The sequence below is a fragment of the Pantoea sp. JV6 genome (assembly GCF_025910055.1).
Taxonomy (GTDB): domain Bacteria; phylum Pseudomonadota; class Gammaproteobacteria; order Enterobacterales; family Enterobacteriaceae; genus Pantoea; species Pantoea agglomerans.
The window spans coordinates 1-26,617 of sequence record NZ_JAPCIM010000024.1 but is presented as its reverse complement, the minus strand read 5'-3'; the positions used below and the strand labels follow the sequence as shown (position 1 = coordinate 26,617).

Sequence of the window (26,617 nt, the reverse complement as noted above, 5' to 3'; positions counted from 1 at the left end):
TATGAAAATTTTATCACCTTTGGCTTTATGCCTTGCCACCGCGCTCAGCGCTGGCTGCGCAAACACGTTAAAAAGCGACTATCGCGCTCCCGAAGTGAGCTATCCCGCCAGCTGGAACAAAAGCGATATGGCCGGAGATATAGCCCCGTTTGACTGGAAAGCTTTTAACGATCCTCATCTCGATAACTGGCTCCGCCAGGTGATGGCAAGTAATAACGACGTGGCTATAGCCGTGCTGCGGGTGTATCGGGCGCGACTGGACGCGGAAAGAGTAGGTATCACCAACGCTCTTGGACTAAAAGGTTCGCTGGGCGTGGACGGAAAAAACCAGCTGAATAACTCGTTCGGCTGGACAAGGAGCAGCTCCGCCAGCCTCAGCACCAGCTATGAGCTGGATCTCTGGGGTAAAATTGCCCGTCAGCGCGATGCCGCGGAGTGGGCAAGCCATGCCAGCGAAGAGGATTTTCGCTCAGCCCGCCTGACGCTGCTTTCAGAGGCCAGTAATAGTTACTGGCGCATCAGCTTTGTGAACCAGCAGATTGCCGTCCTCCAGCAGAGTATCGACTATGCAAAAGAGACGCTGCGTCTGGCCGAGGCTCGCTATCGCGCGGGAGGTGCCTCATTGCTGGATGTAGTGGACGCGCAACAAAGCCTGCTAGCGCAGGAAAACCGGTTTACCGGGCTACAGCGGGAGCGTTTGCAGGGACTAAATCAGCAGGCGGTCTTGCTCGGTGCCGCGCCGGGCAGCCCGATAGTCGAGCCAACATCACTGCCAAAAGGAAACCTGCCAGAGGTAAATGCGAATATTCCTGCCAGCGTGCTGATGCACCGGCCTGACATCAGCGCTAAAGAGTGGCGGGTGCGTGAGGCGCTGGCTACGGTTGATATCAAGCGTACCGAATATTATCCCGCCTTCAGCCTGACCGGCGCTCTCGGTACCAGCAGCACTTCGCTGCTGACGTTCCTACATAATCCGGTCGGCTCCGTAGGCGCTAACCTGACGCTGCCGTTCCTGGAGTGGCGGCAGCGGGGCGTCGAGGTAAAAATTGCCCGTAACGATTACGAGCAGCGAGTGCTGGAGTTTAAACAGCTGCTTTATAAGGCGATGAGCAGCATCGAAGACGAGCTTTCCCTGCGTAATCAGTTGCTGGCTCAGGAGACAAGGCTTCGGGAGGGACTGGAGCTTGCGCGTAAGTCGGAGCGGTTAAACGAAGTGCGTTATCGGCAGGGCGCAGCACGTATCTCGTCCTGGCTCGATGCTCAGGAAAAACGCCGTCAGGCGGAACTGCTGCTGGATGAAAACCGCTTTAATCAGTTGCAGAATCTGGCAAAAATTTATCTCGAGTTTGGCGGGTCGCCTGCATTTCCTTAATCTTGCTAATTCATTTACCTAATCATAAAACGGTTTTTCTTTCTACGGCGCTCGTTTAAAGTATAGAGTTTCTTTAAGATAAAGAACATGCTTTAAATCGCACTATAAATTGATATGATATGCAGAGGTGAACTTATGAACTTCTTATCCTTCTGGTATTCAATAAATTACGCAAAATAACAGTCCAAAAAAAACTACGGAGCTTAACAGTTACCTTACAATTCGCTTTTATTTTTCGCCATATAACATCCTTCATGGCGGACAATTCAAAGCCACTTTGGATAGTAGATGTTTTGTATAACTCGCTATTTAAGGAAGGTGGGTGAGATATTAAAGGTGGATTAATGCAGCATACATTACACACACCATTATCACGAAGAAATTGCCACCGATCGCTTATTAGCCAGATCGGATATAGAAATTCAATTAATCTCTTTGCAGCCATATTGTTGACAACATAGCCATAGGCTCCGGTGCCTTCGATGAGAGTATGCATAGTAAACGAGGCCGATAGATAAGTTAATGGCCTGGCAACATATTCACTTACAGGTGTAAGCAAAGTTAAACACGCCTTATTTTGAGGCTCATGAATTAATTCACTCATCAGTAAAGGTAAGTTATCTGAGAGGATTGCATCGTCTTCAATTATAAGAGCACATTCTATATTTTCAGAAACTATCTTACGGTATATTGATATGTGGCTTAGTGCACAACCGATTTCTCCTGGTTCAACAGCATAGTTAAGCGGCCTTGTTTCTTTCGCGATATCTGAGAATGAGAGCAGTGAGCCATCAACTGCTTCTACTATTTCGTAATCCAGATTGAGGAGAGTGAGCTGTTGCTCCATGGTGTCCCGACGCTCAGTTGAACGCGCCAGATTAATGACGAATACCTTTATCACATGAAATCCAATGAATGTACATTGTGGGAAATTTATCAAAAAGTCATGACTGCCATAAAAACACACTTTTCATTGTTTTAAAAACAGCAAGGAGGGCACAGGAAAAATGTAATGCCTCGAAACGCCTATAACAGCTAGATACATCATAAACAGCAGAGTGAAACGCACCAATCGTAGGGTGAAACAGAGTATCGATGCAATTAAAAAAATTTATGTGGCTGTATCGTGAGATCGCTCTCACAAAAGGGATTATGCTTTATGCAAAAGCAATCGCAGTTAAACAAGCGAATGGAACAACCTTATTTTATTGATTGAAATCAATTTCTAGAGATTAATTTTTTAGCTCGAGAGTTTTTTAATTATCAAGTTTTTTTGCAACTTTGTTTTACTGCGGTTGATTGTAAGACTGATAAGGTATATTAATTTTTAAGAAAACTCAATTCAGTCACAAAAACAGGGCAGTTACCTGCTTAACTCTGCTTTATATGACTTAAGTCAATAAGTTACAGGATCAGCTAATGAAAATAGCCAGAGCAGCGCTGCATCATAAGCAGCGCCGCTCTTTTTTGTCATCACTGTTGGCCTGCTCTGGCATTGCAGCGCAGGCGATCTCTTACAGGCGCTACCGGGAATGGACATCAGACAGCCAGGCATCAGACAGCCAGGCATCAGAGTGATGACCTCACATTCAGGACGACAAGTAATGAAAATGAATAAACTGGCGCTGGCCATTATGTTACTGGCTGGCGCTCACGGCGTTTCAACTGCAATGGCGGCAGAGTTGTCAGCTTCTGATTCCGCAGACAAAAGCGTCGTAAGCACCCAACCTGAACCTGCAGCATCCGCTGTTTCACAGCCGGACACGAGCTCGCAATCGCCTGCCAGTTCTGATTGGCCAGCCGCGTCAGCGGCACCAACCGCTCCGGCATTGCAGCAACCCGCTGATTCCGTAGCAACAGCGTCATCCGGACCCACAGCAGCAGAGCAACAGTCTGTCGCGACTGCGCCAGTCGCTGCATCCGGTTCGGCTCCGGCACCACAGGAAGACACGATGTCTGCGCCGGTTCCACCACAACCTGACAGCAATAAACCTTCACCGGCTGTTAATCTGACAACTGATGCACCTTCCGGGGCAGAAAAGAGTGAGACACATCCTGCGGCCATAACAGAGCAGCAGACAACGGATGGGAATATCCCGCAGAAACCCGCTGAGACTCCAGCCACCGCCGATGAACCGCTGTTTACACCTGAACAGGAAGCCCGTATTGGCGAGGTAGCGAAAGCCTGGCTGCTGAAGCACCCGGAATTTCTGATTGAAGTCGATCAGAAACTGCAGAAAATTCAGTATGATGAGCAGATGAAAGCGATGACCACTGCGGCAATTCAACATCAGGATGAATTGCTGAATGATAAAACGGTGCCCGCCATTGGGCCTGAGGACGCTAAAGTCGCGGTTATAGAATTCTTCGATTATCAGTGCAGCGTCTGTGCCCGTCAGGCACCCGTCATTCAGTCATTGATGAAAAATAATCCTCAGGTGCGCTTTATTTTTAAAGAGTGGCCGATTTTTGGCTATCGCTGGAAACCCTCTTTTGAAGCAGCCGAAACAGGTTTAAGAATCTGGCAGCAAAAGGGCGGCGATGCCTATATGCATTACCACAATGCACTGTTTGCCAGTGGTCATATTGAAGGGGCGCTGACACATAAAGATGTCACTAAGGCAGCTTCTGCAGCGGGTGGCGGTAAGTTAAAAAACTACGATATGCTCGGGACATTGTCGCGCACGGATATGCTGGCGAAAAATTCAGGCTTTCAGGGCACGCCGGGAATCATTGTGATGCCTGTAGCGGGTGCGACCGCAGAGACCGTAACGGTATTCCCTGGCGGCGCAATGGAATCGATGCTGCAGGATGCGATCGATAAAGTTCAGGGTCAGGCCGGCCACTAACAACGGCATATACAGAATCATTTCGTCACTTATCAACTACCGTCAGGAACCCACGGTCAGAACAGCCATTAATCAGGCGGGTGAAGAGTTGCGTTCGCATCTCAAATAACTGATCGGTCATGAAACCAACCCCGGACCGAATCGTCGTCCGGGGTTCTTACCAGGCAATAAGTTTGAAGGGATCAGTTCGAAGACGCAGGCCAGTGCGATTGCCGGAACACCAGAAAAGAATGGAGCAGTATCGAAGCGATAAGTGCGCTGTTAATATCCAATTTAACATAATTAGTATTCTATGTATTCTATTTGAAAAAACGACAACGTATCGCGTCAACGGTTTGCGGCGCAAATACTGTGTGTAATATCAAAAAAAATAAATATTCCAGGCAATTTTGGGTATCAGCGTTCACACTGGGGTACAGAGCTGTATCTATTTTTTATCATAATCTTGCCTTTACAAGGATGAATAATATCTAGTGGAGTTGACGCTTCAAAGAAAAGTTGCTCACGCTCCAATGGCCGATGCGCTTAGCTTGTGGCCGTCTTTTCAGGAGCAGTCATATTATTCGCGATGTTTATTTAGCGGAGAGGATGCCAGCTCTCTACCCCGCCTCTTTCATAAGTGGTGGGATTTTTAATTTATGCCGGGTTGAAACATTGTTGAAGCAACCGCTGATATACTTCCCTCGCTGTGGTGAATCCCCCTATGCGGTGGGGCTAAGTCAAGTCAGCGGTGTTTAACATGTTGGCAAAACAGTAATTGCGTAATTGCTCGGTAATGCGGGTCAGGTTCTGGCTTTTCTGACTCACCGGGAGGCACCCGGCACCACAGCATCCAGCTGAGTGGTTCAGCGACAAGAGCGTGTGTCTCATTTAAATCAGATTGAACTGATAAATTATTAGCGATTTCTTTAAAAAAACATTATGAATGTTAAAAACAATACATTAGGCATCGTTTTTTCGACTTGCTCTGTGTTTGCAGATGCAGGCAGGAGAAGTGGCATCTAAAGCAGTCATGGAACAAAAAGTTTTCCGACAGCAGCTGAGGCCGGGCGCGCAATAATAAAAGATCAGGTAGCGATCGGCGGAAATGCGCTGCCATGGATAGACAGGGAATCTTTTGCCGAACTGATGCTGAACTTGGGAGTTACGTTCCTGGCATGAGTCAGCCCAAAGCAAAACGCCATTTTTCTTTGACCGGGGGCTGCCGGATGTTGTCGGTTATCTTGCGCTCTGTAATTTGCCCGTGCCGTCGCACATTGAAAGGACGATTGTATTGTTCCGGTATTCTCAAACCGTGTTCATGCGCCGCCATGGGAAGATATCTTTGTGCAGGATACGGAGCGTAAGCAATTTTTCCAGGAAGCAGTTCAGACATTTCATGCAATGGTTGAGTCTTACAGCAGACACAGATATAACCTCATCAGGTTACCTTTTTGCGGACCAGAAGAGCGGGCCGCATTTATTTTATCCGGTCTGTAGTCCTGCGTGTTCACTACCTTTGTCAGACTGAAGTATGGCGGTCCCGACAGCAGTTTCTCTCCGATATACTCTTGGTAAATCAACCAGCGCTATCTCCGGCTAGCCTGAGCTGGAAGCTTTGGCGCTATATTTAGGGGATAGTTTGGATACCGGTGGGCCTGACTCGCAGGTGGCCGTCAGCAGCTCAGTGCCTGAATCAAGGGCTGCCGCTGCGGTGCGCGAGTCCGGGTTCAACAGCCTCAGGATGCACGTGGCCGCCGGGCCCGCGCCGCCATCAGCATCACTGCGGCCAGTAATGTCGCGGCTGAACGTCTTTCTGCTTTCATCTTTATCGCCCCTGTTTTCAGTCTGATACCTGTTGCAGCCCCGGGGTCAGCCCTGAAACAGGCTGCCCAGCGACAGCAGGTATTCGATCCGCATCTGCAGGTAACGAAGTTCGTAAAAGTACGCTCGCCTGCGCCCTTTATCGTGGTTCTGCAGGCACGCCTTCAGCTCCTCACTGATCCACGCGTAGTCCGCCCGGGTCAGGTGCAGACCGCACACCTCCCGGATGAAGACGCAGATGCGCGAGCACTCCTCAAAGCCGTAGCTGTCCAAGGACCGGAGCAGATTATCCGGACTGGCGTCATCCGGTGGCGGCACCGCCACGCCTGATATCACCCAGCCGTCAGTCGCCTCCCGGTGCGGCATCAGAGTATGCCCGTCTTCTGACGGAACTCCCGGATTTCCTGGCAGGTCACGCAGGTGACCGCCGTCTGCACCAGCTCCCGCCGGTATCGCCTCGCCGCAAACCTCGCACGTCGCCCGCTCCGGCCCCGCCAGCCGGCTGCGAATCTGGTGGATTTTCAGCCCCTCCGTCAGGGCTATCACCATCATCGCCTCTTCCAAAACGTCTGCCATCTCCCTTCCCTCCTCACGTCCTGCACCCCCTGCCGCCACTCCATTTGCGCTATGCGCGTACGTACTGGTCAGCGGTGTGAACGCCCCCGCGTGTGCCCGGTGCACCTAATTGCCGGACGCTTCCACTACTGACAGTAGTCGCCTAATAATTTATCTTTTTTCACATAAACCTTTTCACACTCACTTAATTAGCAACATACTTCCAGCATATTTTGCGAAAAGTGCAGCACCTGTTCTTCGTGTTTAAATCATGGTTAAACTCCATAGCGGAGAAATCGCTACTAATATTATTGAGGTGTTTTAGTTCAATGTATTCAGTATCACGTAAAGAGATCACCCCCATGCATATGTAAATCACCATGCGAAATTCCCCTCACTATTTTCGTTGAAGTTGTTGCCCCATCGATTATACCGCAAAGTGTTATAGAGGAAGGGAAATTAAGTCTCAAGTCTCTCGAAAACTTCAAGCCTGGGTTATTTCCTGCGCTTCCGAAGCTGAATTATCCATGCTGCCATTTAGCTTGCCACTTATTGATATTGTGGCGAACTCCAAATCTATACTAAACGCACCAGAACTTGTAGAAGTCGCACTTATGGATGAAAAATATAATACTTCAAAAAGAAAAGCCTTAAAGCCAATAGATACCCCCCCCCGGAAAGAGTATTGCGTATACAGGGTCGCGCATCTAATATTGCCTAGCATTGCCAGGAATAAGTAAAACACATCGTAATTGTAGAGCCGCTTTATTATCGAGTTCGGTGACCGCCTGGACGGTCACTTCTGAGAAAAGGTATTTACACAGAATGGTGTACAGCGTCAAGTAAACTCATCGTGATTGTTGTCGCAACAGACCCAGCCCCTACATCACTTGCAGTTGACACATAAGCACGCTTAATCAGGAGCAATCACTGCATAGACAGTTGTTGTGTAATCACCAGGCTGAGGTTCTTCATTGTTATATGATGATAACGTGAAATCGATACTGCCTGTACTGTTTCCACTATCGTCCATCCTTAAGGCTTTGCTGTTTGAGCCATCAAGCTTAAAACCATCCGTACATAATCTTAGCGCCTGACTAAGATCGCCTTTTTTTTGAGCAGACAGGCAACCTTCCGTGTCAATCGGCCCTGAACCAATGAGCGTTAACGTTGCACTCGACGTTCCCTCACAAGTCGCACTGAAGGATGCGCTGCGGCGGATACCGCTTATAAAGCTGGCCGCATCACCCATAAAGTTAATAGCTGTGTCAGGTACGGATAAAGTACATGATGGAGATGTGTAAAGCGTACCTTTTGATATCTGCCCGTTGACGACGAGTCCGTATCCGCGTTCTGTTATGAAATTCACATAAAAAACATAACGGCCGTCCATAACAATATTACTTTGGCTTTCATTTGTCAGCTTCGCTCGGCAGGTTATACTGTAGGAGGCAATATTAACCGGTTCTGGGAAGTAAGACTCTGAGTCAGCATGTGTGCTATTTAGTGATGCGATTATATTCTCAGTTTTCCCTTCTTCGGTTGTGATGGTAAAAGAACAGTTATTCACGATCCCAAGTCCAGATGAGGGGAGCCAATTTGAGCCAGTATTGCTGTTATCTATAGAGATACCTTTGATTTTAGAAGCATGAAATGGGGTATTCGGAGCGCTCCAGTAAGCAGTCCCTGTGGTACCCTTCACATCCAACGCACTAACAAGAGTATCAGAAACAGCAAAGCATAAATGCGGTAATATCAGCATCATGAACATCAGTGCGGGTAGGATAAATTTAATTGCATTTCCGGTATAATGCCGGATTAGAACACGTTTTGACATATCTCATCTCTTACGTATTTTCGATAATTGGTATCTGCAGAAACTAGTTACATCCAAAACGCCATTAAAGACGCTAGTCTGAGCATCGGATGGAGTAAATCTGAGGCGAATAATCTAATCTTTCGTTATATAGATTAATACCGCTGAGGCCAAAACTTATCCAACCGGGCAATGCCATGCCAGTGTTGTCAGTGCATTCTCAGTCACAGCAGAAATTTTTAATATATGCTTCACACCCGCCCTGAGAGAATCATCTTGAAAACTTTTGAACTTTAAACTCTAAAAACTAGTTATTGTAAAAATACCTTGCAGGCCATTAATCTCCGTCAAATATATTATTTCATCAGCAGCTACTGGTATGTAAAGCTCATTGTGATTGTTGTCACAACAGACCCCGCCCCTACATCACTTGCTGTTGACACATAGCTTGCCTTGTAATTCAGTGTAGTATCTGTAGTAAACGACTGTTCCTTTGCATCCACATCCGTTCCCGCCTTAATTAATGTTGTTCCGTCAGTATCGTAAAAATAAACGCCAACATTTGTCGCTCCGCCTTCCTTTCCATCGTTATCATTTTTGAACGCCCCATCACTCCCTACTGGCGTTCCGGTGACCTTAACCTTAACGCCGTTGGCCTGCTTACCACATCCTGAGAATACAACCGGAACGTTGGCAGACCCAACAGGAGTACCAGCAACCCCCTTGAAATCTCTGACAGATACCGGGGCAAGTTCACCTGATGCCGTATCACCTACTGTACAGGTATTAGCCCTGACCATTCCTGTAATTGTTACCATAGCAGAATCTCCCGCCAGAGCCGGCCGACTTACTCCCGTAAAGGCGGTCATCAGCGCAGCCGTTGCAAAAAAAAATTGCTTATTTACTTTCATTTTACCCTCCCTAATTATTACTGATACGCCAGCGTAAGATTTACCGTGGTGCTGAAACTCCCCGCGGCAAGAGAATCTTCATTGGTCACGACATACGCAGCTCCAAACTTAAGTGTGTTGTCCCCTTGTTTCAGAGACGTAGTGGTAATTCCATCCGTATCGTTCACCTTAAATGGCTGCGAGCCATCTTCGGATTTGTAAAAACGAAGCCCGACTCCCTTTGCTGCATCACTGCCTGTATCTGCATTTTTGAATGCATAACGAGAAGGGTCTGCTGCATCTTCGTTTCCGGATGTGGTAATTTTCAGCCCCCGGGTTATACCCGGACCGCAGTCTTTTAACTCCACATCAACCATCTTAAACCCGAGGGTTGAGTTATTTCCCTCAAAATCTCTGACAGATACTGTATTAAGCTCAACTGCCTGCTCTTTACTGACCGTACAGGTGTTATCAACAATGGCGCCTGTAATTTTGATTGTAACCGGGTCTGATGCCGCTGTCGTAGGTCCTGCCAGTGCGCCTGACAATAAAGCCGCAGATACTGCCATCACCGCCGCTGATTTATGTCTGAAACCATATGTAAAATTTTTTTTCATTTCCTGTTAACCTGTGATTAATCATGCTTTGCATTTCGGCCAATAGTGCCAGCCCTCTATCCAGAAGAGGTCTGTTATCGACATATGCTGCTGATTCTGATGACAGACTGGCTGGCTGCCTCAGGCAGCTTCCACGGAGCGGAGCACCTGCCACCCTCGCCATCCCCCCACACCGCACTAACCGTTCCCTCATTCGACATCCCAGACAGATAAACCAGACCGTCATCCCCGACAATGCCCATTCTATCCCCGGCACTGACCATCGTCCCAAAAGGCAGCGGTTTGCCGTTGTTTATCAGCGTCATCAGCACCCGGCTGCCTGAATGCCCTTTAAACGAGGCCCGCACAATAGCGCCCCGGGTGGGCACGACATGACTGACGGCATCATCGATATCGGTATGGTCATCCAGTGACGCGGTGTCCAACGCAATCCGGTTTTCCCGATAAACGGAGGCATAAGGCTTAATTGCATATCCGCGCCAGTCAGTACGAACACCGGTTTCATTTTCCACCGCCACTCCGTTTACCCCGGGTGCAGCAATCAAAACAACGGTATCTCCCATCTGTTGGCCCAGGGTTAGGCCGTTTGCATGTAGCAGTGCCCCCCCGCTGGCACCATAGCTGACCTGTTTGTAGGTATTGCTGTAGCTGTAACCTGCGTTGCCACTCCCGTATCCACCCCTGTAGTTCGCACTCAGACTGCCGCTGTTTCCATTGCTGCGCGTATACCCCTGGGAGACGTTCCAGCCAAGGCTGTTATCCTCAAATGTCGTGCCGCTCAGACCTGCCTGATGAGTAATATTTCCGTTAGCATCCTGACCTACTGTGTAGGTGGAATAAAGCGGATTACGGGTGCTCTCTCCCTCTCCGGACAAGAGGACGCTCAGTGGAACGGACAGGGAGAGATAAAGCGATTTATCCGCGCCATCCTGTCCGCCCTGTCGGCTATAACTCCAGGACAGACTGTAGCCGACTCTCCCGAAAGAGCTGTTAAATCCGGCCTGCAGGGAATCTGCGGCGCCCGCACGGTTCCAGTATGTCTGCCTGACGCCGGTTAGGTAGACAGAACCAACATCCCCCACCCGCTGTGAGATGCTCGCCTGAATTTTTGCCCGCCGGTTGTTGTAAAGGTTGTAATAGTCGGTATAAGGGCGTTTTACTGGTTTTCCTTCTGCATCAACGGTATCCGTGTCGTACCGCCAGCCCGTCATTCCGCGCAGAGCGGTTTCATCTAGCGTGTGGAACCCCTGCGTGGAGTAACGGTATCCTGTTAACTGGAAGGTTGTTCCCAGAGAGTTGAGCGAGCGTGCATATAAAAATCTCAGGGACTGTCCCTGATGACGCGTTCCATCAGCAAGCGTGCTGTCCGCCTGGGTAATATCGGCGGAGAGGGCCCCCAGCAGCCCCAGATTCAGCCCGCCGCCGAGCAGGCCGGCAAGATAGAACTGCGAATACTGCATGCCACCATAAACGGTTACGTTATGTGGCAGACCCCAAATCAACGTACCCTGAGTGAACTCAGGACTGTTATAACTGTCACTTCCCGACTGAAAACGCCCGGCCGTCAGAGCATATTTCAGGTGCCCTTCCCGCTGAAGTACCGGAACGGATGAATACGGCACTGTAAAAATATGCTTACTGCCATCCGCTTCCGTGACGGTAACCTCGAGGTCGCCGCTGGAGTAAACCGGATAAAGGTCATCAATCGCGAAGGCGCCAGGTGAAACAAAGGCCTGATAAACCGTGTAGCCGTTCTGCTTTATACTGACGCTGGCGTTAGTTGTGGCCACACCCCGAATGACGGGTGCAAATCCCCTCAGGCTGTCAGGGTACATGCTGTCATCTGTCTCCATCTGCATCCCCCTGAAACCAATAGAATCAAAGACATCGCCACTGGTTGTGCTGTCCCCCAGAACAATTTCGCTGCGCAGTGGAACAATTGCGCTCTCAGCGTACGTTTTTACGCGCTGCCATTTACGGTAGCGATAATAACGGCTGTCATATTCACTCCATGTACGGTAATCCCGCAGACGCCAGGGCCCGACGTTAAGCCCGCCGTTCAGGTTAAGGTAGTGACTGCTGCTGTCGCCGTAATGACCGTGGCTTGTATTACCGCTGAAACTATAATTCAGCATGGCTGCATTTATTCCTTCATCCCACTTATCCGTTGGGATATAGCCACGTGCACGATTTTGCATCGCCGCCTGCGGCACGCTGATATCAAGCCGCATTTTCTGGAAATCAAATGAAGTAAATGCGTCGGGAATAAACTTTCCCGGAGAAATGCATTTATCTTCCTTTACCGACTGTAAAGCGGGAAATGGTTTCAGGTTAACCCCGAACTCATCCAGGTCCTGGCGGGTAAGGCATGCCATGAGCCCTGTCCGGTCCCTGATATCTGATATATCGCGTCCGGCGGCATTCTTATTATCAGCATGAGAACCGGCATCAGTAAACCGCAGGGTACGATTAGTCACCAGTTTATTATTGACATAAACATCAACCTGATAATTTCCGGGCAACTGAGCGCCCTCCTTCCCGAACCGTGAAAGGTCTGCCACCATCTGTGCATCAGACGCGACGAGCTCTGCCGGAAAGTAAAGTTCGGCACGCACACAAGCAGGGATTATCAGCGTCGCCGCAACGCATATCGCAACTGGTGACAATGCACCTCTGCGTCGTGGCATGAGTTGTGTTTCGTTGTGTTGTTGACTGTGCTGATGCAAAGCATGCATACGCCGACACCCGATTCAAAAAAACGAAGTTGTTACTTCAGCTCTGCACGCATTTCTGGCGTCGCTGCACCATAGTCATTTATCGTCCGGAACGTTACAGCGCCTGCGGAAGAAGAAATATCCAGCGTGCTACTGCTGCGTGGTGCAACCATGGTGTCAGGCAGCTTCTTTCCGCCAGCTTTCAGTTCAACAAGCGTGAGATAATATGGTGTGGGGTTATCAATTCGCATCTGGCCCCCATTACGATGAAAGGTCAGCTCAGCCGGGGCTTTATCTGCTGTCGGCGTCAGCCCTGCCGGGCGAAGGAATAGTTTGATGCGCGTTACTGCAGCCAGCAGGAGCATGTTTTTGCCTTCCATATTCTTCTTGTCTACGGAAGGGATGGCTTTGGCATTGAAGTAATAGATTGTCTCCCGGTCAGCCGTTGCCGGCGCACCAACGTACATCAGACGAAGGGTGTTCTCATTACCCGGCCCGCTGACATACAGTGGCGGGGTAACAATAAAATTCTGACTCTTTTTTTCATCTGGTTGCTCAACCCATGACTGAACCAGGAAACTGCTCTGTTCTGAAGTGTTGCGAACAGACACTGAAACCTGTTTCTGATTTAACGGGTAAATAATGCGGGTACCTCCTAGCATGATACCTCCGGCGCTTGCCAGAGAAGGCATCAGACAGGCTGTTGACACAAGGGCAGCAAACAGGGCGTTACGTAATGTATAGGCGGACACGATTTTTCTCTGATAGTAATGAACGAAGTCCGCAGCAAGGGCGCTGCGGACGCGGCTGGCCTGCGATTACTCGTAGTTCACCTTGAAGTTAACGGAGCTGTTAGCCGTCCCCGCCGTAACCGATGCATCAGTTGCCACATAAGTGGCAGTGAACGGGAGCTCATTTTCACCCGCAATAATGTTTTGTGCAGTGGTGCTGCCTGTACCATCAACATTCACGGCTTTGTTAGCCTGCATAATCTGGATTCCAACATTTTTAGCAGGCTGCTGACCGGCACCATCCGCCGTCACCTGCAGGGTGGTGGCATCCACAGTTGAGCCACTGAACGTAATGGATGCTTTGGTGTAGTTAGTCGTGGCCTCTGTATCACCAGCCTGAGGGGAAAGGTCGCAACCAACGAGCTTAATGGTAAAAGGCACAGCGGATCCGGTGGCACCTTTTTGTGACAACTGGTTGGTGGCAATTTGCCCCAACTTTACACTCTGTCCATCAGATGAGTTATCGACTGCACACGGCGCAGCCACAACGGAGCCGGTGAAGTTAATTTTGCCACCGTCAACACTGATAGGCTTAGGTGCCACGCCGTCGCCAGGACCAGCATAAGCGGAGAATGCCCCAGCCATTAATACTGGTAATAACGAAGCCAAAATGATTTTTTTCATCACTATTTTTCCTTTAAAAAAATTAACGTACTAAAAAAAGTTCAATTAAATGGTTTACGCCTTATCAGGCGTCATCATTATTTTCGGTCAGGTAATTTATTATGCTCCAACTCCCAGAGAGACCATTTAAAAAATCGGCACTTAGAGAAATGGATTAAATCAATAACCAGAAACGTCACAAGTAATGACGAAACAGCATTATCCACGCCTGAAACTGATCGTCAATAACGATCAAAATAATCAAATTCATCGTTAGAGGCTTTCAAGGAAGCTGGGAATATCGGTCTCACCGAACAGAAAGCAGGACAAGCCGCGCTTATATCTGCATGTTTATAAACAAGAATTTCCCAATTGCTCTTTCAAAATAAATTTAGAATCTGTTCCGCAACTTCGTTCAGTTTCAGTACAAAAGTATCCAATAGACATTTCGCAAGAAATCAATCTGTTGAGGAAGTATTTAAATATCAAAAGAGCCGGAAATAATTTATTTAAAACCGGAGCAACAAAAAGGAAACATATATTTATAATATCGTGAAAATAGATTCCCAAACTGGAATCACCGTTTTCTGTACATGAAAAAAACGTTAACATTTCCGTAAAAAATTATGCAGCAGGCACCGATCGCCGAAAAATGATGCTTTATAGTCGGAGCGTGAAGGATGGTTACCTGAAGTAAAGGCTGACTTCACCTTTATCTCAGCTGACAGAGCTGCTCCATAATGAGCAGGGCTGATAACGGGGGTTCAATTTCTGCTGGCCGCACCATCCAGAGCTAACCAATTTAAAACATTTCTGCATCTTTACTTTTCAAAATCCTCGTTCTCAGTTTGCGCCGTTGACTGACTGTTGATTTCAGAAGACATAAAATTTGCATCAAAACACAGGAAGTTTGCATGGAGGGGTAATGAAAACCAGTTTTTCTGACAAATCTCAGTGGGGTATTCTGGAGCATCTATTCCGTATTTATCCGCGCACGATGAGTGAATTAGAAGTCTGCAGAGAATTTGGAGCAATCAATAACAAAGGGCTGGTCGCTAACATCCGCCAGCTGATATCGGAAGGTAGTGTTAAACAGAATGCGATAGTGAAAATCATGGGGAGGGATACTGTTTCGCCTGACGGGCTGAAACTGACCCGTGATGGCACAAGACTGGTCAGAAAATCACTGCACAATAACTGACCCAAACTATATATTTTACTTCATAAATAAATCGAGCGATGATATGAAATGGTTTAACGTGATGGCCTGTCTGGTCATCCTAACTGCCTGTAGTTCCGGCCCTATGAAACATGAAAGTTCAGCAGACCGTTACTGCCATCTGCAGGGCGGTACTCTGTCTTATGAAAAACGACTGTTCGGTAAAACCGGATACTGCGTGCTTCCTGATGGAACAAGGATTGAGCACTGGCGCTTATATCTTAAAAATCGCGTACTGCCCTGACATGGAAGATTAGACATCTGATAATAAAAAAAGTATATCAGTAAAACGTAGAGACCGAGCCAACTTACTACCAATAACTTGGTTAGTATTTTTTTCACATAATAATTTAGAGAAGCAGTAATCTGCGTAACAGGCGAAGAAAAACCATATAGACACGCAATAGGATACAACTCCGGACGCGATGAGGATTTTTTCTTTCTCATTTAACTTAAACATATCTATAGTCAACCAGACAAACAATCAACGTTACTGAAACAATGAAAAGCATTTTCGTTATTTATATGGTGCCATTAACAGCGTAAAACTTGACTAATATCAATAAAGCCCATAGGCAAAAAAAACTTGTTTAGCTAATATTGCTTTTAAAAGTCGCATAATGCCTTTCGTGAGTGCGACCTCACTTACCAGCTGCATAAGCTCTATACTAATTACATCGATATTCGGTGACGCCTGGTCATCGGGCGTTTTTTTCACCACACTCTATATCGTGATTTTGTGTAGCTGTTATGAGGCAGTTCTTGTCGATCCGCGGACTGACTATGCCTCAGTGGCTGTCTCCAATTTATAGCGTTTCATTTGGCAGCCTTCTTTTTAACTCCTCCATCAAGCCACATAAAGGACTAACTGTGATAAAGAAGCTTTTAGCCTTTTTCTATAAAGATAAACTTTACAAAGGAATGATTTAAACATGCCTGAAAATATAAAATTAACTTGAGTCAATCCAGACAATGCGAGGCCTCGCAGCCATGCTGGTCTACGTTTCATTTCCGGACTGATTTGGCATTAACCTTCCCACTTGCTGAACGCGTTTTGGATACGGTTCAATTGGCGTAGACCTTTTTTTCATGTTAAGTGGCTTTATTGCTTATTACGTGACCCATAATGATAATAACGGGCTCAAATCCTCCCGTGAATTTATTATTAAGCGCTTATGCCGTATCCTTCCCCCCCATATATAATTGCCACATTATTTGTTGCTGGTAAGTCGTGGGCGGCATGGCAAATAACACTTCAGTCTTTTCTGTTTCTTCCCAGAGACGTCACGCAAATGGCACCATATTTCGGCTATGCAAAACTGAATGTTGTCAGGACTCTTAATTATGAATTGATCTTTACACGCTCTCAGCAGCATACTGCCTGTCTCAAAAAAAATCGTGAACGCGTTCAGGTGTGCTGCGCGCCGCGCGTGTAGGCCGGCTGCGGGATGAAGTAGCGTTTTGAACAGGTCACCACGTCATCATTGAGCAGGTCGATAATAACGAGTGAAAGCGCTATCCGGAGGCTTTCAGGATCGTAGCCCGGATACGTCCCGCGCAGCAGCGCGTGCAAATCCGGTACAGTCAACTTTTTACCCAGCATGAGCTTTAAAAGTTCCGCGCCGGTAATTTTGTGTAAAGATTTTACGTCAGTATTTTCACGATTTGAGGTTGTCCACTCCGTCGGTGCTAATCTATATAAGACCGTGTTTCTCGCAGACCGTTTTGGCCGTCTTCTTCTGAACTGCAGTGATTACTCCGGGCACCCTCTCTGTTTTTTATATGGTCACCAGGTATCCAGCGTAGAGTGCCTGGTACGCCCCCTGCCCCGCCCGCTTCCCGCTCTTCCCTTTACCGTCATAGGGTTACGAACCGATCGCAGCCCGGATCAGAGGCTGGCGGCCCGCTGTTTATTCCAGGCTGACCAGGTTATTCTCCGTATTCTGGAGAAAAGCCGGAAAACAGATCCAGTTAGGATCCTCTCCGGATCGATTTATTCCCGTGGTTTTCACTGGACAGAGAGGGGAAAATACGTTCCACACCACCAGACAACGGAGATTGAAAGTTTGGGTACTTTGCCCCACGAACTGACACAGATTTCACACAGCGACGTCAGTGGTCATAATCTGGCCGTTTCGGGCGCCGCACGCTATTTTGACTACGAAAGCGCGGTAGCGCTGCGAAACCTGGCCGCGGCCTACGGCACCGACATGCCGCGCTACCTGCTGGCCCCCGAAGTGGCCGTCCTGCTGTCCAGGGTGCCCGATCTCCGCAAGCGCCTGTTCATCGATGCGCTGTGGAACACCGGCGGGCGTCTTAATGAGATCCTGCCGCTCACAAAAGAGGACTTTGTGCTGGACGACCCGCTCACCGGCGCGCCGCTCTCCTCTCCGTTCGTGGTACTGCGTACGCTCAAACAGCGCAGGCTGGAAGCAGCGGCCCGCAGCCGCCGGCGGGGGCGCGGGCGGCCGACCCGTGAGGAGCAGCAGGCGGAGCGCGAAACGGAGGCGGAGATCCGCGATAACCCGCCGCGGGCAGTGCCGCTGACCGATCCGGGCTTCGTGCAACGCTTAAGGGAATGGTTTGCGACGGCAGGCCTGCCTGCGGGGGCGCGGCTCTGGGACATAAAGAGTGAGGACACGGCGCGCAGCTGGATAAGTCAGGCAGTGGCGGCGGCGGCGCGTGACGGTGTGACGTTTTCCATCCGGCCGGTGACGCCGAAGACGTTCCGGGACTCGTTTGCGATGCATCTCGTGCAGCACCAGGTTCCGCAGAAGGTCATTCAGACCCTGATGGGCCATAAGGACGCGAAGTCTACCGAGTGGTATACGCGGGTGTTCGCGCTGGACGTCACCCGCCAGCTCGGCGTGCGCTTCTCTATGGATCCGGATGAAGCCGACATGCTGCTGTTGCCGCCGCGGTAATATCTGACCGCGTGGGATTCAGGTCCGGAACGGTCGCAGCAGGGTTTCGGGGATAAAGGTGATGTTTCCGCGTGCCCGGGAACAGGCCACGTAGAGCTTATTCCGTGAAGAGGGAGGTAAGCCGTTCAGAGTACCCTGCATCAAACGCTGCCAGTGGTCTGCACCGAGGATAATGCAGATGTCCTGAAAATGATCCAGTCCTTTACTGGCACCCCAGTTCATCGAATAGCAGTCATAGCGGTGGTGCTCTCTAAAGAAAAGTTTGATGACCCCTGCATCTGCATGCAGCGCGACCGCCCGCGACCGGTCGTTTACGGTTTCAATCTGGGTCTCATGCAGGCCGTGCGCCTCTATGCCGATACTGAGATGCCTGGAAATGAAATCACACACGGCCTGAGAACATCGCCACGTCCTGCTGAGCGTCTCCAGGTCAGGCGTGATCCCCGCCGTCCGGAAGCGCATTTCGTAGCGGTCAAAATCGTCGTGTAGCGAGGCGTTTGTGTTGCCGTCACGGCTCGTGTCAAACGTGTGCTGGTAAAAGTCGCCCGCCAGCACCACAGAGGCGTTTGCCTTACACAGCTTCAGCAGAAAATTAAAGTCATGGCCAGCGAAGTCCTGTACCTCATCAACCAGTAACTCGTCATAGTAACGTTCAAACCGCGAGCGGACCGCCGGCATCATTTCGCGATACATCAGCAGCAGCGAGAGGCGACAGTGATAGACGCGGCCTCTGTAGTCCTGGAAATGCTCCCTTTGAGAGCGTGAAATTTTCTGCGGCGGTGGGCTGAAGCTCAGGCCCCGGATACCCAGCTGTTCCTGCAGCAGTGGCCGGCAGCAGAAGCCGTGCAGAAACTCAAACCACGTCATGACGCGTATAGTCTCGGGGAGAAAACCAAAACGGCCGATAATTTTTGACCGCAGATGCCGCTCGTTGTTAACGGTGTGCGTCAGGATCAGAGTCCGGCTGTGCTCGCTTAGCCGCTCTGTAAGCAGAGTGGTTTTTCCGGAGCCGGCAACGGCAAAAATTACGCGCTTATCCATTCTATTGCCTCCCGTATGTATGCCGGTACCGAAAGCGTCTCGCCGTGCCCGCGCAGCAGACTGAAAGCGGCTTCGGCTTTACTGGCCAGCATATATTCCTGCACGGTCAGCCGGCGGCGGGGGCCACTAAATGTCGTCTCACACAGCGCGGCATTATCCTGATAGAGGCTGATTTCAAAGGTAGACCGGGTATCATTATCGTCAGCAAATACACGCGTGTCCTGACTCAAAACCGTTGCATAATGCTCGACGCAGTTCTGCTGATAGTTCCCGTCATTGTCGCGTAATGCGGCCACGCGGTTACCGAGCAGCCGCGCCAGCTCAAGGTATCGCCTGAAACTTGTGCCACCGATGGCAATAACATGCACGCCGTCATCTTCAGGCAGCTTGCCGGTGAGGCTTCTGTAAAATGCTTCGATAAGAATGAACTCGGCATCGCCTTCCACAAGAATAACCTTCCGTGCCAGCGCAAACTCCAGCACGTTGTTATCCGGTGCCTTCATAAAGAAGTGAGCGGTTTCATCAGACAGGTGCTTCAGCATGACAGGGCGCCCGTCTCCGAGCAGTATGGCGTTACGGAGATCAAGACGGGATGAAATATGGCTGCTGTGTGTAGCCACAAACAGCTGTGTCCGCCGCTCTGCAGCAAGCTGGCTCACAAGCTTTTTCATGTTCACGTGGCTGAGATGATTCTCTGGTTCTTCAAGCAGCAGGGCGTGCAGTTCGCCATGCTCTTCCCGCCGGCGCAGCGCAAATTCGGTTTTGATGAAACACTGGCGACCCTTGCCGCGGTGGCGGACAGGGATCCCGTCCTCTGTAATGTCCAGATTGGCTTCCAGACCTGCTTTCCCACCGTACCTGACGCTGAACTGACAGGTATCCAGCGCGCCATTAATGCCAGAAAGATGCTGCTCACGAAAGTAATTTTTCTGCTGACGCCAGGTGCTTTCCAGCCGGTAGCGTTCAGCCAGAGAGACGCTGACGCCGAAGACTGCACGGGTGTACTCCTGCGCCGCATGATCGCTGTCTATGCGCGCGCTGTCGAGAAGCAGGTGACGCAGATAGCGCCTGAAACCAGAGCAGGGTGCGCCTGAAAACGTGCTGAACTTTACGGCGTAATATTCATAGGGGAAATTCTGCGGGTCCTGCTCCAGCACGTAACGGATATCCTGACCGTACTCGTCCAGCATGGGTGCTATGCGCATTCTGAGACCATCAGCGTCCCTCTCTGAAAGATTCTGACGGCCGTTAAGGTCAGGATCCACGCCGGGACTGAGAGATACGTCAGCAATGAGTTCAGGCAGAAGCTCGGCGCGCCGCTCTCCAGCCTGAAAGGCAGCCACGGCATGCTGGGAAAGCAGCGACTCTAGGCCCAGTGCTTCCACCCGGTGGCGACTGTTGCTGAGCACCAGGTCCAGCGCGAGCAGAATGCTGCTTTTGCCAGACTCGTTATCGCCGATAAGCACGTTTTTACCTGGCTGAAAGTTCAGTGTCAGGGAACTAAATTTTTTGAAATTTCTGAGCATCAGGCTCGTGATAACAGTCATAGATTCTTCCAGAAGTGAGATCGCCGGAAGCGCACTATTCCGGCTGATAGGTTCCATTTTCCTGAGACTGACTGACGCAGGATAAGCCTGTGCTCTGCAAGCCATACGTAAGTAACGAAGCCTCAATATGCTACCCACGATAATGTCATTTTTACTGACGCAATTGTGCGAATAAACGCATTTTCCGGCTAATCTGCTCCAGGTGCTTTTTTATACGTCATGTTAAAGAGAATGTTATGACGACCGGCGTCAGATGAAGGCATAAAGGCTATGGATCATTTTTGCGCTCGCTGCTGGCTGTTAGTGAATTCTGTTTATTCGGATTCGTGCGGTCAGAGGGCTGACAGGAGAGCGCGGGGAATAACCGGCTAACGAATGGCCCTGCGTAAAACCGGCGGCATCAGACTGATGAGGGGTCTACTCTTTCCGACCGTCAGGCTCACGTTTTCATGAAAGGCCTCAGCCAGAAGGCGTGAGTCAAAGTGTGGCTGGTGAGCAAGGAGCGACGGCGCCGCGCTGCCATTACCCTTTAGCTTCAGGATTATGGAATCAGTTGGGACCTTCATGTCGCGATGTAACGTACCAAGGCTGGCTGAGCATAACTCATCCGCTGTCCGGAATAATTGCGTTAACTTCAGCCGCCAAAAATGTATTTATTCAGTTCGACTCCCTGGCCTTCGCGAAAATCAAACTCATATGTACAGCCTTTCGCTGACAAAACGCGGTACAGCTCGTAAATAAGATCGCGGTTTGGACCTTTGCCGACGGCAGCTTTTTCAAGTGCCAGTCGTGATGACATAACAAGCAAAACATGACAGGGTTCGTTAAGCTGCAGGACACCATCGATCAGCCCCTGCATCAGACTGCGTTTTGAAGTTGTGTCGTGATAGTGAAACATCATTGGCCTTTTCTCGTTATCGCGCTCTATCAGTACGCGCGCAAATCCTTCACGAGTCTGCCCATTGCAGCTGCCAGTCGAATAGATATGAACTGTTTTCGTCATGAGTTGGATATTCTGTTGCCAGCCAGGCCTCAGCACATTTTTATGGAGCAATTTAGCTGCAGCCGTCAGCCTGTAAGATCATTGTGAGCGAGCCCTTATCGAGAAGGCGGTCACTTTCATAAGCCGGGTCTTCGTGGACCATTCGTGTGGTCCTTTCCTGACCCCAGAGCGATTACTTTCATAACTATTGAGCCGTTCTGGAGCTTTCCCGACACCACTTTTATGAAAGCACCCTCCTTACCAAGCCTGTCTTATGAAAGCACCCTACCTTACTGAGCCTGCCTTATGAAAGCGCCCTACCTTATGTAGCCTGCATTATGAAAGTAACCGCTAATTCTTAACTGCTCGTCCGATCGCCTGAAGTTTCGGGGAGCGGCTATTGATAACAAACATGATTTCCCGGCCTTTTTTGTACTCGGTTAAATCGAGCTAGCCAATCCTTAGGCTTAAGGCTGGTCAGCTTTGATAACTCTGTTGCTTTGACCAGAACCGGCTCTGTTAGCTGCTGGCAATTAAAGGAAATGCTCTTCCGGGAATTTCAGACTGAAATTTTAATTTTTTTATTTTAAAAAACATAAGGTTAAATGTTTTTTTTGCGGGAAATCTCTTCTGAATTTCCCGCAACTGGCAGTAAGCTATGCGTCTTTTTCATTCACAACCATACGCTCAATGACGCTTCTGACAGCGGCATCAAGTTCAGCCTGACAGGCTGCAGAAAGGCGCGAGAATTCGTAGGTAATCACCCGTTTATCCGAATCCGTTTTCTTTCTGGCAAACTGTTTTTTATCAGCAAATTCAGCCAGTTTTTCAGTCACGACTTTTTTGCCGACCGATCCTTTTTTGGGTTCTGCGCTTTCAGCGCGAAAATAACTGACTATCTTTGTTTTATAGGTGGGGTCAGCACTGTCGTGATGCGCGTCACTTTCGATACGAGCACGGACGCGGCCAGTTAACTCCTCCGTGCTGATGCCTCTTGCCCGGGCTCTCTCAGTCACCTCAAGCAGAATCTGATAGTCACTGATGGAGAGTTCACTGACCGAAGGAAACACCGCAATGATCTCTTCAGGAACTGCAGCCGCCTGAAACGCCCGGGTGACTTTAGCCGCAGAAAGACCTTCTGCGGCGGCAATATCTGACTGATTCATATCCGCAGGATACATCAGCTTTAATCGTTTACCGAGTTCACGCAGCGTATGCTCTCTGGCAGTCTGAATGTCAGCGGCCAGCTGTCTGGCATCAGAAAGAGATAACGCATCACGCGTCACCAGCACTTCAAAGGCAGTCCCGTTGTAAAGGCAGGCCGCCCGACGGCGTGAACCATCAAGAATCTCTGTACGTCCGTCTACCTCCCGGCCAATAGCGGGAAAGAACTGCTGCAGTCTGATGGTACGGGAAATATCACTGACCGATTCGCGCGTCAGAAAGGCTTGGTCTCGACCATTAACGGCTGCGTCTACAAAAGTCTGTGTTTCAATGTCATCATGCAGAAACTTTGTCAGAACAAACCGGGCCTGAGCGCCAGACTTCAGGGTGAACACCCGCTCGCTGTTAGACTCACTCATCATTTTCGAAAAACTTGAGTTACCCAGTTGCCGGCCCAGTTTCACCATTTCTTTCTTCATTTCACACCCCTGATGAACTCGATCCTTTTAAATACAGCCTGAGTAAAGCGTTCAGCTTCCCGTTTTGCCTTTTTGAGCGCCTCAGCACTGCCCGGATAAGAGCCAGGATCGGCGCTGATGATAGTATCAAAGCTCTCTCCACAACGTTCAAAGCCATCCAGCCGTGGCAGTGCCGCATCAAGAATGTAAGACGTAAAGACATCGCGGGCCAGACCATGCGTCATCTCATGGTCACGTTTTGAGGTCATTTTCGACATAAAGCCGATATTCCCTTTTATACGCGGTGTGATCCCCTCTTCCTCAAGCTGCTCAATCATTTCAGGCAGTCGGGTGAGATATTTCAGAGTGGAGTGAAAATCCACCTGAGCTGGCGGCGTGGGTGTGAGCAGTAAATCACTTGCCGCGAGAGCATTCAGCATGAAGGCATCAAGGTGAGGACCGGTATCAATAAAGATAAAATCATAATCCCCGCCAACACGGTCAATGATAGTGCGGCGCAGAACTTCTGAGGGTAACTTGTCCGGCAGGTGTTCTCTGACGAGATCATTCCACTGACTGGCAATGAAACCATCGTCTATGGAAGCAGGGATTACATCTACACCAGGAATGATTGTAGGTTTAATAATGTCTTCACGGAGCTGCTCAGCGTCAAGATCGTTAAGCATTGCCTGTGCAGCCGTCTCCATTATGGAGCCAATGCTGTTTTGCTGGCTGAGAAACATGGTGCTGGAGGCCTGGGGATCAAGGTCAACCACAAGGACACGAAGATCATGCTGCAGAAGGTCCTGATGAACACGTAATCCATGTGCAAGCGTCACCGTGCTCACGGTTTTCGACACGCCACCCTTCAGATTCACAACAAAGATAACAAATGGGCCTTCTCCGGCGTGCAAATCACGGTATTTAGGCACTTTGCGGTGAGCGTAAATATCAACAACATCTTTAATGGTCAGCGCATAGTGTCGGGTATTACCGGCGTCTTTTCTGCCGAAGACATGCCCCTGCGCTTCCATTTCATCGATCGCCTGCTCAACTGCACGCCGGCTGAGTTTAGGCAGGTTCGCCACAGAGTTACGTGTGAATGTCTGGTAGTACTGATCCAAACCAAACTCATTTCTTCTGAGGGATATATCGTCGCTCATACTGCGCAACATTGCGCTGGCCCTGCGCGCGGTCTCGTCCACGCCACCATAATGACTTTTCATTTAGCCGTTCCGTTGTCAATTTTTATGTTGATTGTACATGCCAAAAATGTCTGAGCAACATTTTTCGAAAAGACATGGATTTATTGTACATGAGAAAAAAATATTGCTCACAGTATCACGTCTTTTCTGGCAAAAGTGATGTCCTGATAGTGAATGAATCACAGTCTCAGCATTAAAAAATGCACTTAAATTCCGATAAGTTTTACCCCATACTTTTAAACACGCAGGCATCTGTTTTTATTAATTATTATTGATTTATTTCAGGCTGAAATTCCCTTTCACTCAGTGAAAATCAGCAACGTCTTTCAGTTACTCTGCAGGTGATGCCTGTACAGGTTCAGCAGTTGTGAAGTTCATTCATGCGTGCTTCAATAAGTTTGGCGGAGGAATAATTTTAATTAAAACTGAGTACGGTTATTTCGGCTAAGAGGATGAAAAATCTCCTCTACTCAATCTTTTAGACCATAAATATCTGCTATAGGAGACTTACAACCCAGAGCATCTCGAACTAAGCAATAGATCGTGTGTGCTGGCAGGATGGGGTTGTCCTGAAAGAGAATGTGTGCTGGCGGGATATTATTATTTCAAAGGAAATGTGTGCTGGCGGGTATTAAAAAGGACAGGACTTAAACATTTGTGCTGGAAATTCTACTTATAGGCAGTCCCTCAAAAGCTATCTATACGGGCGATAGGCGGCAGCGGCCTGACAAAGTGAATGCAATTTTACTTGGAAAATTTCACTTGGAAGAAGCAAAGATATGTACACAGACAGGCTATTTTCTTCATTTTGGATGCAGAAATGTGTGCTGGAGGGATACGAACTTAGGTAAAACTAAAAATGTGTTCTGGCCGGTTAGGCCCATCCGAAAGTCACGATCATGTGTGCTGGCGGGAAAATGAGCCTTAAGCACTCCAAAAAAATGTGTGCTGGCAGGATGGGCTTTCCTGAATGACTCATAATTATGTGCGTTAGCAGGAGATCGATGTGTGCTGGAGGGAATCAGCTGTGCTTAAAATACCCGAAAGTGTGTGCTGACGGGCTGCTGTTCAGAGTCAGAGCCCTTAATACATGCCCTAACAGGTTTCCGGAACAATGCATTGCCTGAACATGTGCGATGGCGGGATAACATAATTGCTATTCTGAAGTGGAGGCTGTCTAAAGCTCCCGATAGCACACATTCAGATGTCAGCCGGTTTGAGTTTTGGATTACGCTTGTGAATTATAACGAAATTTTCCCGCGCTTTACGAACAAGTGAGAATTCCAGGTAACCTATCTTTTGTAACTGCTCAAGCGCTTTTTTGATTGTGCGGTTTTGTTCGCTTACAGAACTGCTGAGAGAGAGACGTTCACGTAAACGTGAAAAACTTACCGGGATAGGATTAGCTGGAAGGCTTTCAATAAAAGTGTAAATAGCCTGAGCTGCTTCCTTCTTGGGAAGTGCTTTAATTGCATGTTGCTGAAGAAGAACTCTGTAGTCCAGCTGAAACAGTTCCCAGAGTTTTTCATCCGCTTCAAGCTGGACGATATCTTTTTCGGCATCAAAGTAGCCTGTTTTCAAAAGCCCTGTCTGATAACTTCCCTTAGCATCACGTCCACGTTTGAAAGAGATTGATTTATTACGTAATTTCCCCAAAGACTCATGGATCGAAAGGCGCAGCCTGCCGTCTATACGTTTAGCAGAAAAGCCACACCCTTTAGCAAACTCGGTGAATTTGAGTTCAATTTTATTCGATGTCAGTCCGTATCGGCTGAAAGCATAGATAACTCCTATCCACACTTTAAAGTCACTATCCATATCGAGTCGCGGACCTGAAATATTGATATGATCGTAACCTTCAGCCCGGGCAATCTCCAGCTGTGAAAACAATTCCGAAGCATCAACAATATTGTTTTCACCCTGTGATTTCGTGGGTTTAGGCACGAAAACACCAAGGCGCATCAGTGCCACTGGCTGAACAGTATTGTTAGAATTAACTGTGAGCTGTTTTTCTTTACTGACCATGTCACTATAAAGTGCATCGCCAATGAATGACTTATCTGTCAT

General features: G+C 48.9%; 24 protein-coding genes. 7 read left to right on the top strand and 17 right to left on the bottom strand.

What is annotated here, in order from left to right; genetic code table 11:
- The first annotated feature begins 1 nt into the window (after position 1).
- Positions 2–1,372, top strand: a complete 1,371-nt coding sequence (locus OK412_RS22075; RefSeq protein ID WP_264353566.1) for a TolC family protein — start codon at positions 2–4, stop codon at positions 1,370–1,372.
- Positions 1,373–1,505: 133 nt separating this feature from the next.
- Here OK412_RS22075 and OK412_RS22070 read toward each other — a convergent pair whose 3' ends face one another.
- Positions 1,506–2,273, bottom strand: a complete 768-nt coding sequence (locus OK412_RS22070) for a glycosyltransferase family 25 protein (protein WP_264353565.1) — start codon at positions 2,271–2,273, stop codon at positions 1,506–1,508.
- Positions 2,274–3,004: 731 nt separating this feature from the next.
- Positions 3,005–3,292, bottom strand: a complete 288-nt coding sequence (locus OK412_RS22065) for a hypothetical protein (protein WP_264353564.1) — start codon at positions 3,290–3,292, stop codon at positions 3,005–3,007.
- A gap of 32 nt (positions 3,293–3,324) precedes the next feature.
- On the opposite strand from OK412_RS22065, the gene OK412_RS22060 reads away from it, so the two are divergent.
- On the top strand, positions 3,325–4,221 hold the full coding sequence (locus OK412_RS22060; RefSeq protein ID WP_264353563.1) for a thioredoxin domain-containing protein: 897 nt from the start codon (positions 3,325–3,327) through the stop codon (positions 4,219–4,221).
- Between the two features lie 1,162 nt (positions 4,222–5,383).
- Here OK412_RS22060 and OK412_RS22055 read toward each other — a convergent pair.
- A complete protein-coding gene (locus tag OK412_RS22055; protein ID WP_264353562.1) occupies positions 5,384–5,596 on the bottom strand; it encodes a hypothetical protein in 213 nt (70 codons plus the stop codon).
- Between OK412_RS22055 and OK412_RS23575 the strand changes: the two genes are divergently transcribed.
- Complete coding sequence (locus tag OK412_RS23575; RefSeq protein ID WP_413629125.1) at positions 5,548–5,700, top strand: hypothetical protein; 153 nt, start codon at positions 5,548–5,550, stop codon at positions 5,698–5,700. The two genes, OK412_RS22055 and OK412_RS23575, sit on opposite strands and share 49 nt — an antisense overlap.
- Before the next feature lie 372 nt (positions 5,701–6,072).
- Here OK412_RS23575 and OK412_RS22050 read toward each other — a convergent pair whose 3' ends face one another.
- The 7 genes from OK412_RS22050 to OK412_RS22020 form a co-directional block, all read right to left on the bottom strand.
- Positions 6,073–6,600, bottom strand: coding sequence for a hypothetical protein (locus OK412_RS22050; protein WP_264353561.1), 528 nt, complete (start codon positions 6,598–6,600; stop codon positions 6,073–6,075).
- An 892-nt stretch (positions 6,601–7,492) separates the two neighbouring features.
- Positions 7,493–8,416, bottom strand: coding sequence for a hypothetical protein (locus OK412_RS22045; RefSeq protein WP_264353560.1), 924 nt, complete (start codon positions 8,414–8,416; stop codon positions 7,493–7,495).
- Between the two features lie 350 nt (positions 8,417–8,766).
- Complete coding sequence (locus tag OK412_RS22040; RefSeq protein WP_264353559.1) at positions 8,767–9,306, bottom strand: fimbrial protein; 540 nt, start codon at positions 9,304–9,306, stop codon at positions 8,767–8,769.
- A 17-nt stretch (positions 9,307–9,323) separates the two neighbouring features.
- Positions 9,324–9,902 carry a fimbrial protein gene (locus tag OK412_RS22035; RefSeq protein ID WP_264353558.1) on the bottom strand — a complete coding sequence of 193 codons (579 nt, stop codon included), beginning with the start codon at positions 9,900–9,902 and terminating at the stop codon, positions 9,324–9,326.
- 74 nt (positions 9,903–9,976) lie between these two features.
- Positions 9,977–12,637 carry a fimbria/pilus outer membrane usher protein gene (locus OK412_RS22030; protein ID WP_264353557.1) on the bottom strand — a complete coding sequence of 887 codons (2,661 nt, stop codon included), beginning with the start codon at positions 12,635–12,637 and terminating at the stop codon, positions 9,977–9,979.
- Between the two features lie 32 nt (positions 12,638–12,669).
- Positions 12,670–13,278: a fimbria/pilus periplasmic chaperone gene (locus tag OK412_RS22025; protein WP_264353556.1), complete on the bottom strand. Its 609-nt coding sequence runs from the start codon at positions 13,276–13,278 to the stop codon at positions 12,670–12,672.
- Between the two features lie 156 nt (positions 13,279–13,434).
- Positions 13,435–14,031 (bottom strand): fimbrial protein, encoded by a 597-nt coding sequence (locus tag OK412_RS22020; protein WP_264353555.1) that lies wholly within the window; start codon positions 14,029–14,031, stop codon positions 13,435–13,437.
- Positions 14,032–14,935: 904 nt separating this feature from the next.
- Between OK412_RS22020 and OK412_RS22015 the strand changes: the two genes are divergently transcribed.
- The 3 genes from OK412_RS22015 (at position 14,936) to OK412_RS23565 (ending at position 16,432) form a co-directional block, all read left to right on the top strand.
- Positions 14,936–15,211 (top strand): hypothetical protein, encoded by a 276-nt coding sequence (locus tag OK412_RS22015; RefSeq protein WP_264353554.1) that lies wholly within the window; start codon positions 14,936–14,938, stop codon positions 15,209–15,211.
- Positions 15,171–15,473, top strand: coding sequence for a DUF333 domain-containing protein (locus OK412_RS23570; RefSeq protein WP_410009495.1), 303 nt, complete (start codon positions 15,171–15,173; stop codon positions 15,471–15,473). Before OK412_RS22015 ends, OK412_RS23570 begins: the two co-directional genes overlap by 41 nt.
- Before the next feature lie 824 nt (positions 15,474–16,297).
- The gene (locus tag OK412_RS23565) at positions 16,298–16,432 is read left to right on the top strand and encodes an acyltransferase family protein (protein ID WP_413629126.1); all 135 of its coding nucleotides are present in this window, start codon (positions 16,298–16,300) and stop codon (positions 16,430–16,432) included.
- A gap of 205 nt (positions 16,433–16,637) precedes the next feature.
- On the opposite strand, the gene OK412_RS22010 is transcribed toward OK412_RS23565, so the two are convergent.
- Positions 16,638–16,832 carry a hypothetical protein gene (locus OK412_RS22010; protein WP_124890923.1) on the bottom strand — a complete coding sequence of 65 codons (195 nt, stop codon included), beginning with the start codon at positions 16,830–16,832 and terminating at the stop codon, positions 16,638–16,640.
- A 463-nt stretch (positions 16,833–17,295) separates the two neighbouring features.
- On the opposite strand from OK412_RS22010, the gene OK412_RS22005 reads away from it, so the two are divergent.
- On the top strand, positions 17,296–18,153 hold the full coding sequence (locus OK412_RS22005; RefSeq protein ID WP_264353553.1) for a site-specific integrase: 858 nt from the start codon (positions 17,296–17,298) through the stop codon (positions 18,151–18,153).
- A gap of 18 nt (positions 18,154–18,171) precedes the next feature.
- On the opposite strand, the gene OK412_RS22000 is transcribed toward OK412_RS22005, so the two are convergent.
- The 6 genes from OK412_RS22000 to OK412_RS21970 all read right to left on the bottom strand — a co-directional run.
- A complete protein-coding gene (locus OK412_RS22000; protein ID WP_264353552.1) occupies positions 18,172–19,194 on the bottom strand; it encodes a DNA helicase UvrD in 1,023 nt (340 codons plus the stop codon).
- On the bottom strand, positions 19,179–20,741 hold the full coding sequence (locus OK412_RS21995) for an ATP-dependent nuclease (RefSeq protein ID WP_264353617.1): 1,563 nt from the start codon (positions 20,739–20,741) through the stop codon (positions 19,179–19,181). Before OK412_RS21995 ends, OK412_RS22000 begins: the two co-directional genes overlap by 16 nt.
- Positions 20,742–21,375: 634 nt before the next feature.
- Entirely contained in the window at positions 21,376–21,744 is a 369-nt protein-coding gene (locus OK412_RS21990; protein WP_264353551.1) for a hypothetical protein, read from the bottom strand.
- Between the two features lie 635 nt (positions 21,745–22,379).
- A complete protein-coding gene (locus OK412_RS21980; RefSeq protein ID WP_264353550.1) occupies positions 22,380–23,366 on the bottom strand; it encodes a ParB/RepB/Spo0J family partition protein in 987 nt (328 codons plus the stop codon).
- Positions 23,363–24,571, bottom strand: coding sequence for an AAA family ATPase (locus OK412_RS21975; protein WP_069026998.1), 1,209 nt, complete (start codon positions 24,569–24,571; stop codon positions 23,363–23,365). Before OK412_RS21975 ends, OK412_RS21980 begins: the two co-directional genes overlap by 4 nt.
- Before the next feature lie 1,179 nt (positions 24,572–25,750).
- A partial coding sequence (locus OK412_RS21970) for a RepB family plasmid replication initiator protein (RefSeq protein ID WP_122890107.1) occupies positions 25,751–26,617 on the bottom strand: 867 nt, incomplete at its 5' end.

Excerpts from the sequence above, each read along its gene's own strand:
- OK412_RS22075 (WP_264353566.1), top strand. The coding sequence starts at position 2 with ATGAAAATTTTATCACCTTTGGCTTTATGCCTTGCCACCGCGCTCAGC.
- OK412_RS22065 (WP_264353564.1), bottom strand. The coding sequence starts at position 3,292 with ATGCAGCGACTGGCGCAGTCGCGACAGACTGTTGCTCTGCTGCTGTGG.
- OK412_RS22060 (WP_264353563.1), top strand. The coding sequence starts at position 3,325 with ATGTCTGCGCCGGTTCCACCACAACCTGACAGCAATAAACCTTCACCG.
- OK412_RS22055 (WP_264353562.1), bottom strand. The coding sequence starts at position 5,596 with ATGTCTGAACTGCTTCCTGGAAAAATTGCTTACGCTCCGTATCCTGCA.
- OK412_RS22050 (WP_264353561.1), bottom strand. The coding sequence starts at position 6,600 with ATGGCAGACGTTTTGGAAGAGGCGATGATGGTGATAGCCCTGACGGAG.
- OK412_RS22045 (WP_264353560.1), bottom strand. The coding sequence starts at position 8,416 with ATGTCAAAACGTGTTCTAATCCGGCATTATACCGGAAATGCAATTAAA.
- OK412_RS22040 (WP_264353559.1), bottom strand. The coding sequence starts at position 9,306 with ATGAAAGTAAATAAGCAATTTTTTTTTGCAACGGCTGCGCTGATGACC.
- OK412_RS22035 (WP_264353558.1), bottom strand. The coding sequence starts at position 9,902 with ATGAAAAAAAATTTTACATATGGTTTCAGACATAAATCAGCGGCGGTG.
- OK412_RS22030 (WP_264353557.1), bottom strand. The coding sequence starts at position 12,637 with ATGCATGCTTTGCATCAGCACAGTCAACAACACAACGAAACACAACTC.
- OK412_RS22025 (WP_264353556.1), bottom strand. The coding sequence starts at position 13,278 with ATGCTAGGAGGTACCCGCATTATTTACCCGTTAAATCAGAAACAGGTT.
- OK412_RS22020 (WP_264353555.1), bottom strand. The coding sequence starts at position 14,031 with ATGAAAAAAATCATTTTGGCTTCGTTATTACCAGTATTAATGGCTGGG.
- OK412_RS22015 (WP_264353554.1), top strand. The coding sequence starts at position 14,936 with ATGAAAACCAGTTTTTCTGACAAATCTCAGTGGGGTATTCTGGAGCAT.
- OK412_RS23570 (WP_410009495.1), top strand. The coding sequence starts at position 15,171 with ATGGCACAAGACTGGTCAGAAAATCACTGCACAATAACTGACCCAAAC.
- OK412_RS22010 (WP_124890923.1), bottom strand. The coding sequence starts at position 16,832 with ATGCTGGGTAAAAAGTTGACTGTACCGGATTTGCACGCGCTGCTGCGC.
- OK412_RS22000 (WP_264353552.1), bottom strand. The coding sequence starts at position 19,194 with ATGGATAAGCGCGTAATTTTTGCCGTTGCCGGCTCCGGAAAAACCACT.
- OK412_RS21995 (WP_264353617.1), bottom strand. The coding sequence starts at position 20,741 with ATGACTGTTATCACGAGCCTGATGCTCAGAAATTTCAAAAAATTTAGT.
- OK412_RS21990 (WP_264353551.1), bottom strand. The coding sequence starts at position 21,744 with ATGACGAAAACAGTTCATATCTATTCGACTGGCAGCTGCAATGGGCAG.
- OK412_RS21980 (WP_264353550.1), bottom strand. The coding sequence starts at position 23,366 with ATGAAGAAAGAAATGGTGAAACTGGGCCGGCAACTGGGTAACTCAAGT.
- OK412_RS21975 (WP_069026998.1), bottom strand. The coding sequence starts at position 24,571 with ATGAAAAGTCATTATGGTGGCGTGGACGAGACCGCGCGCAGGGCCAGC.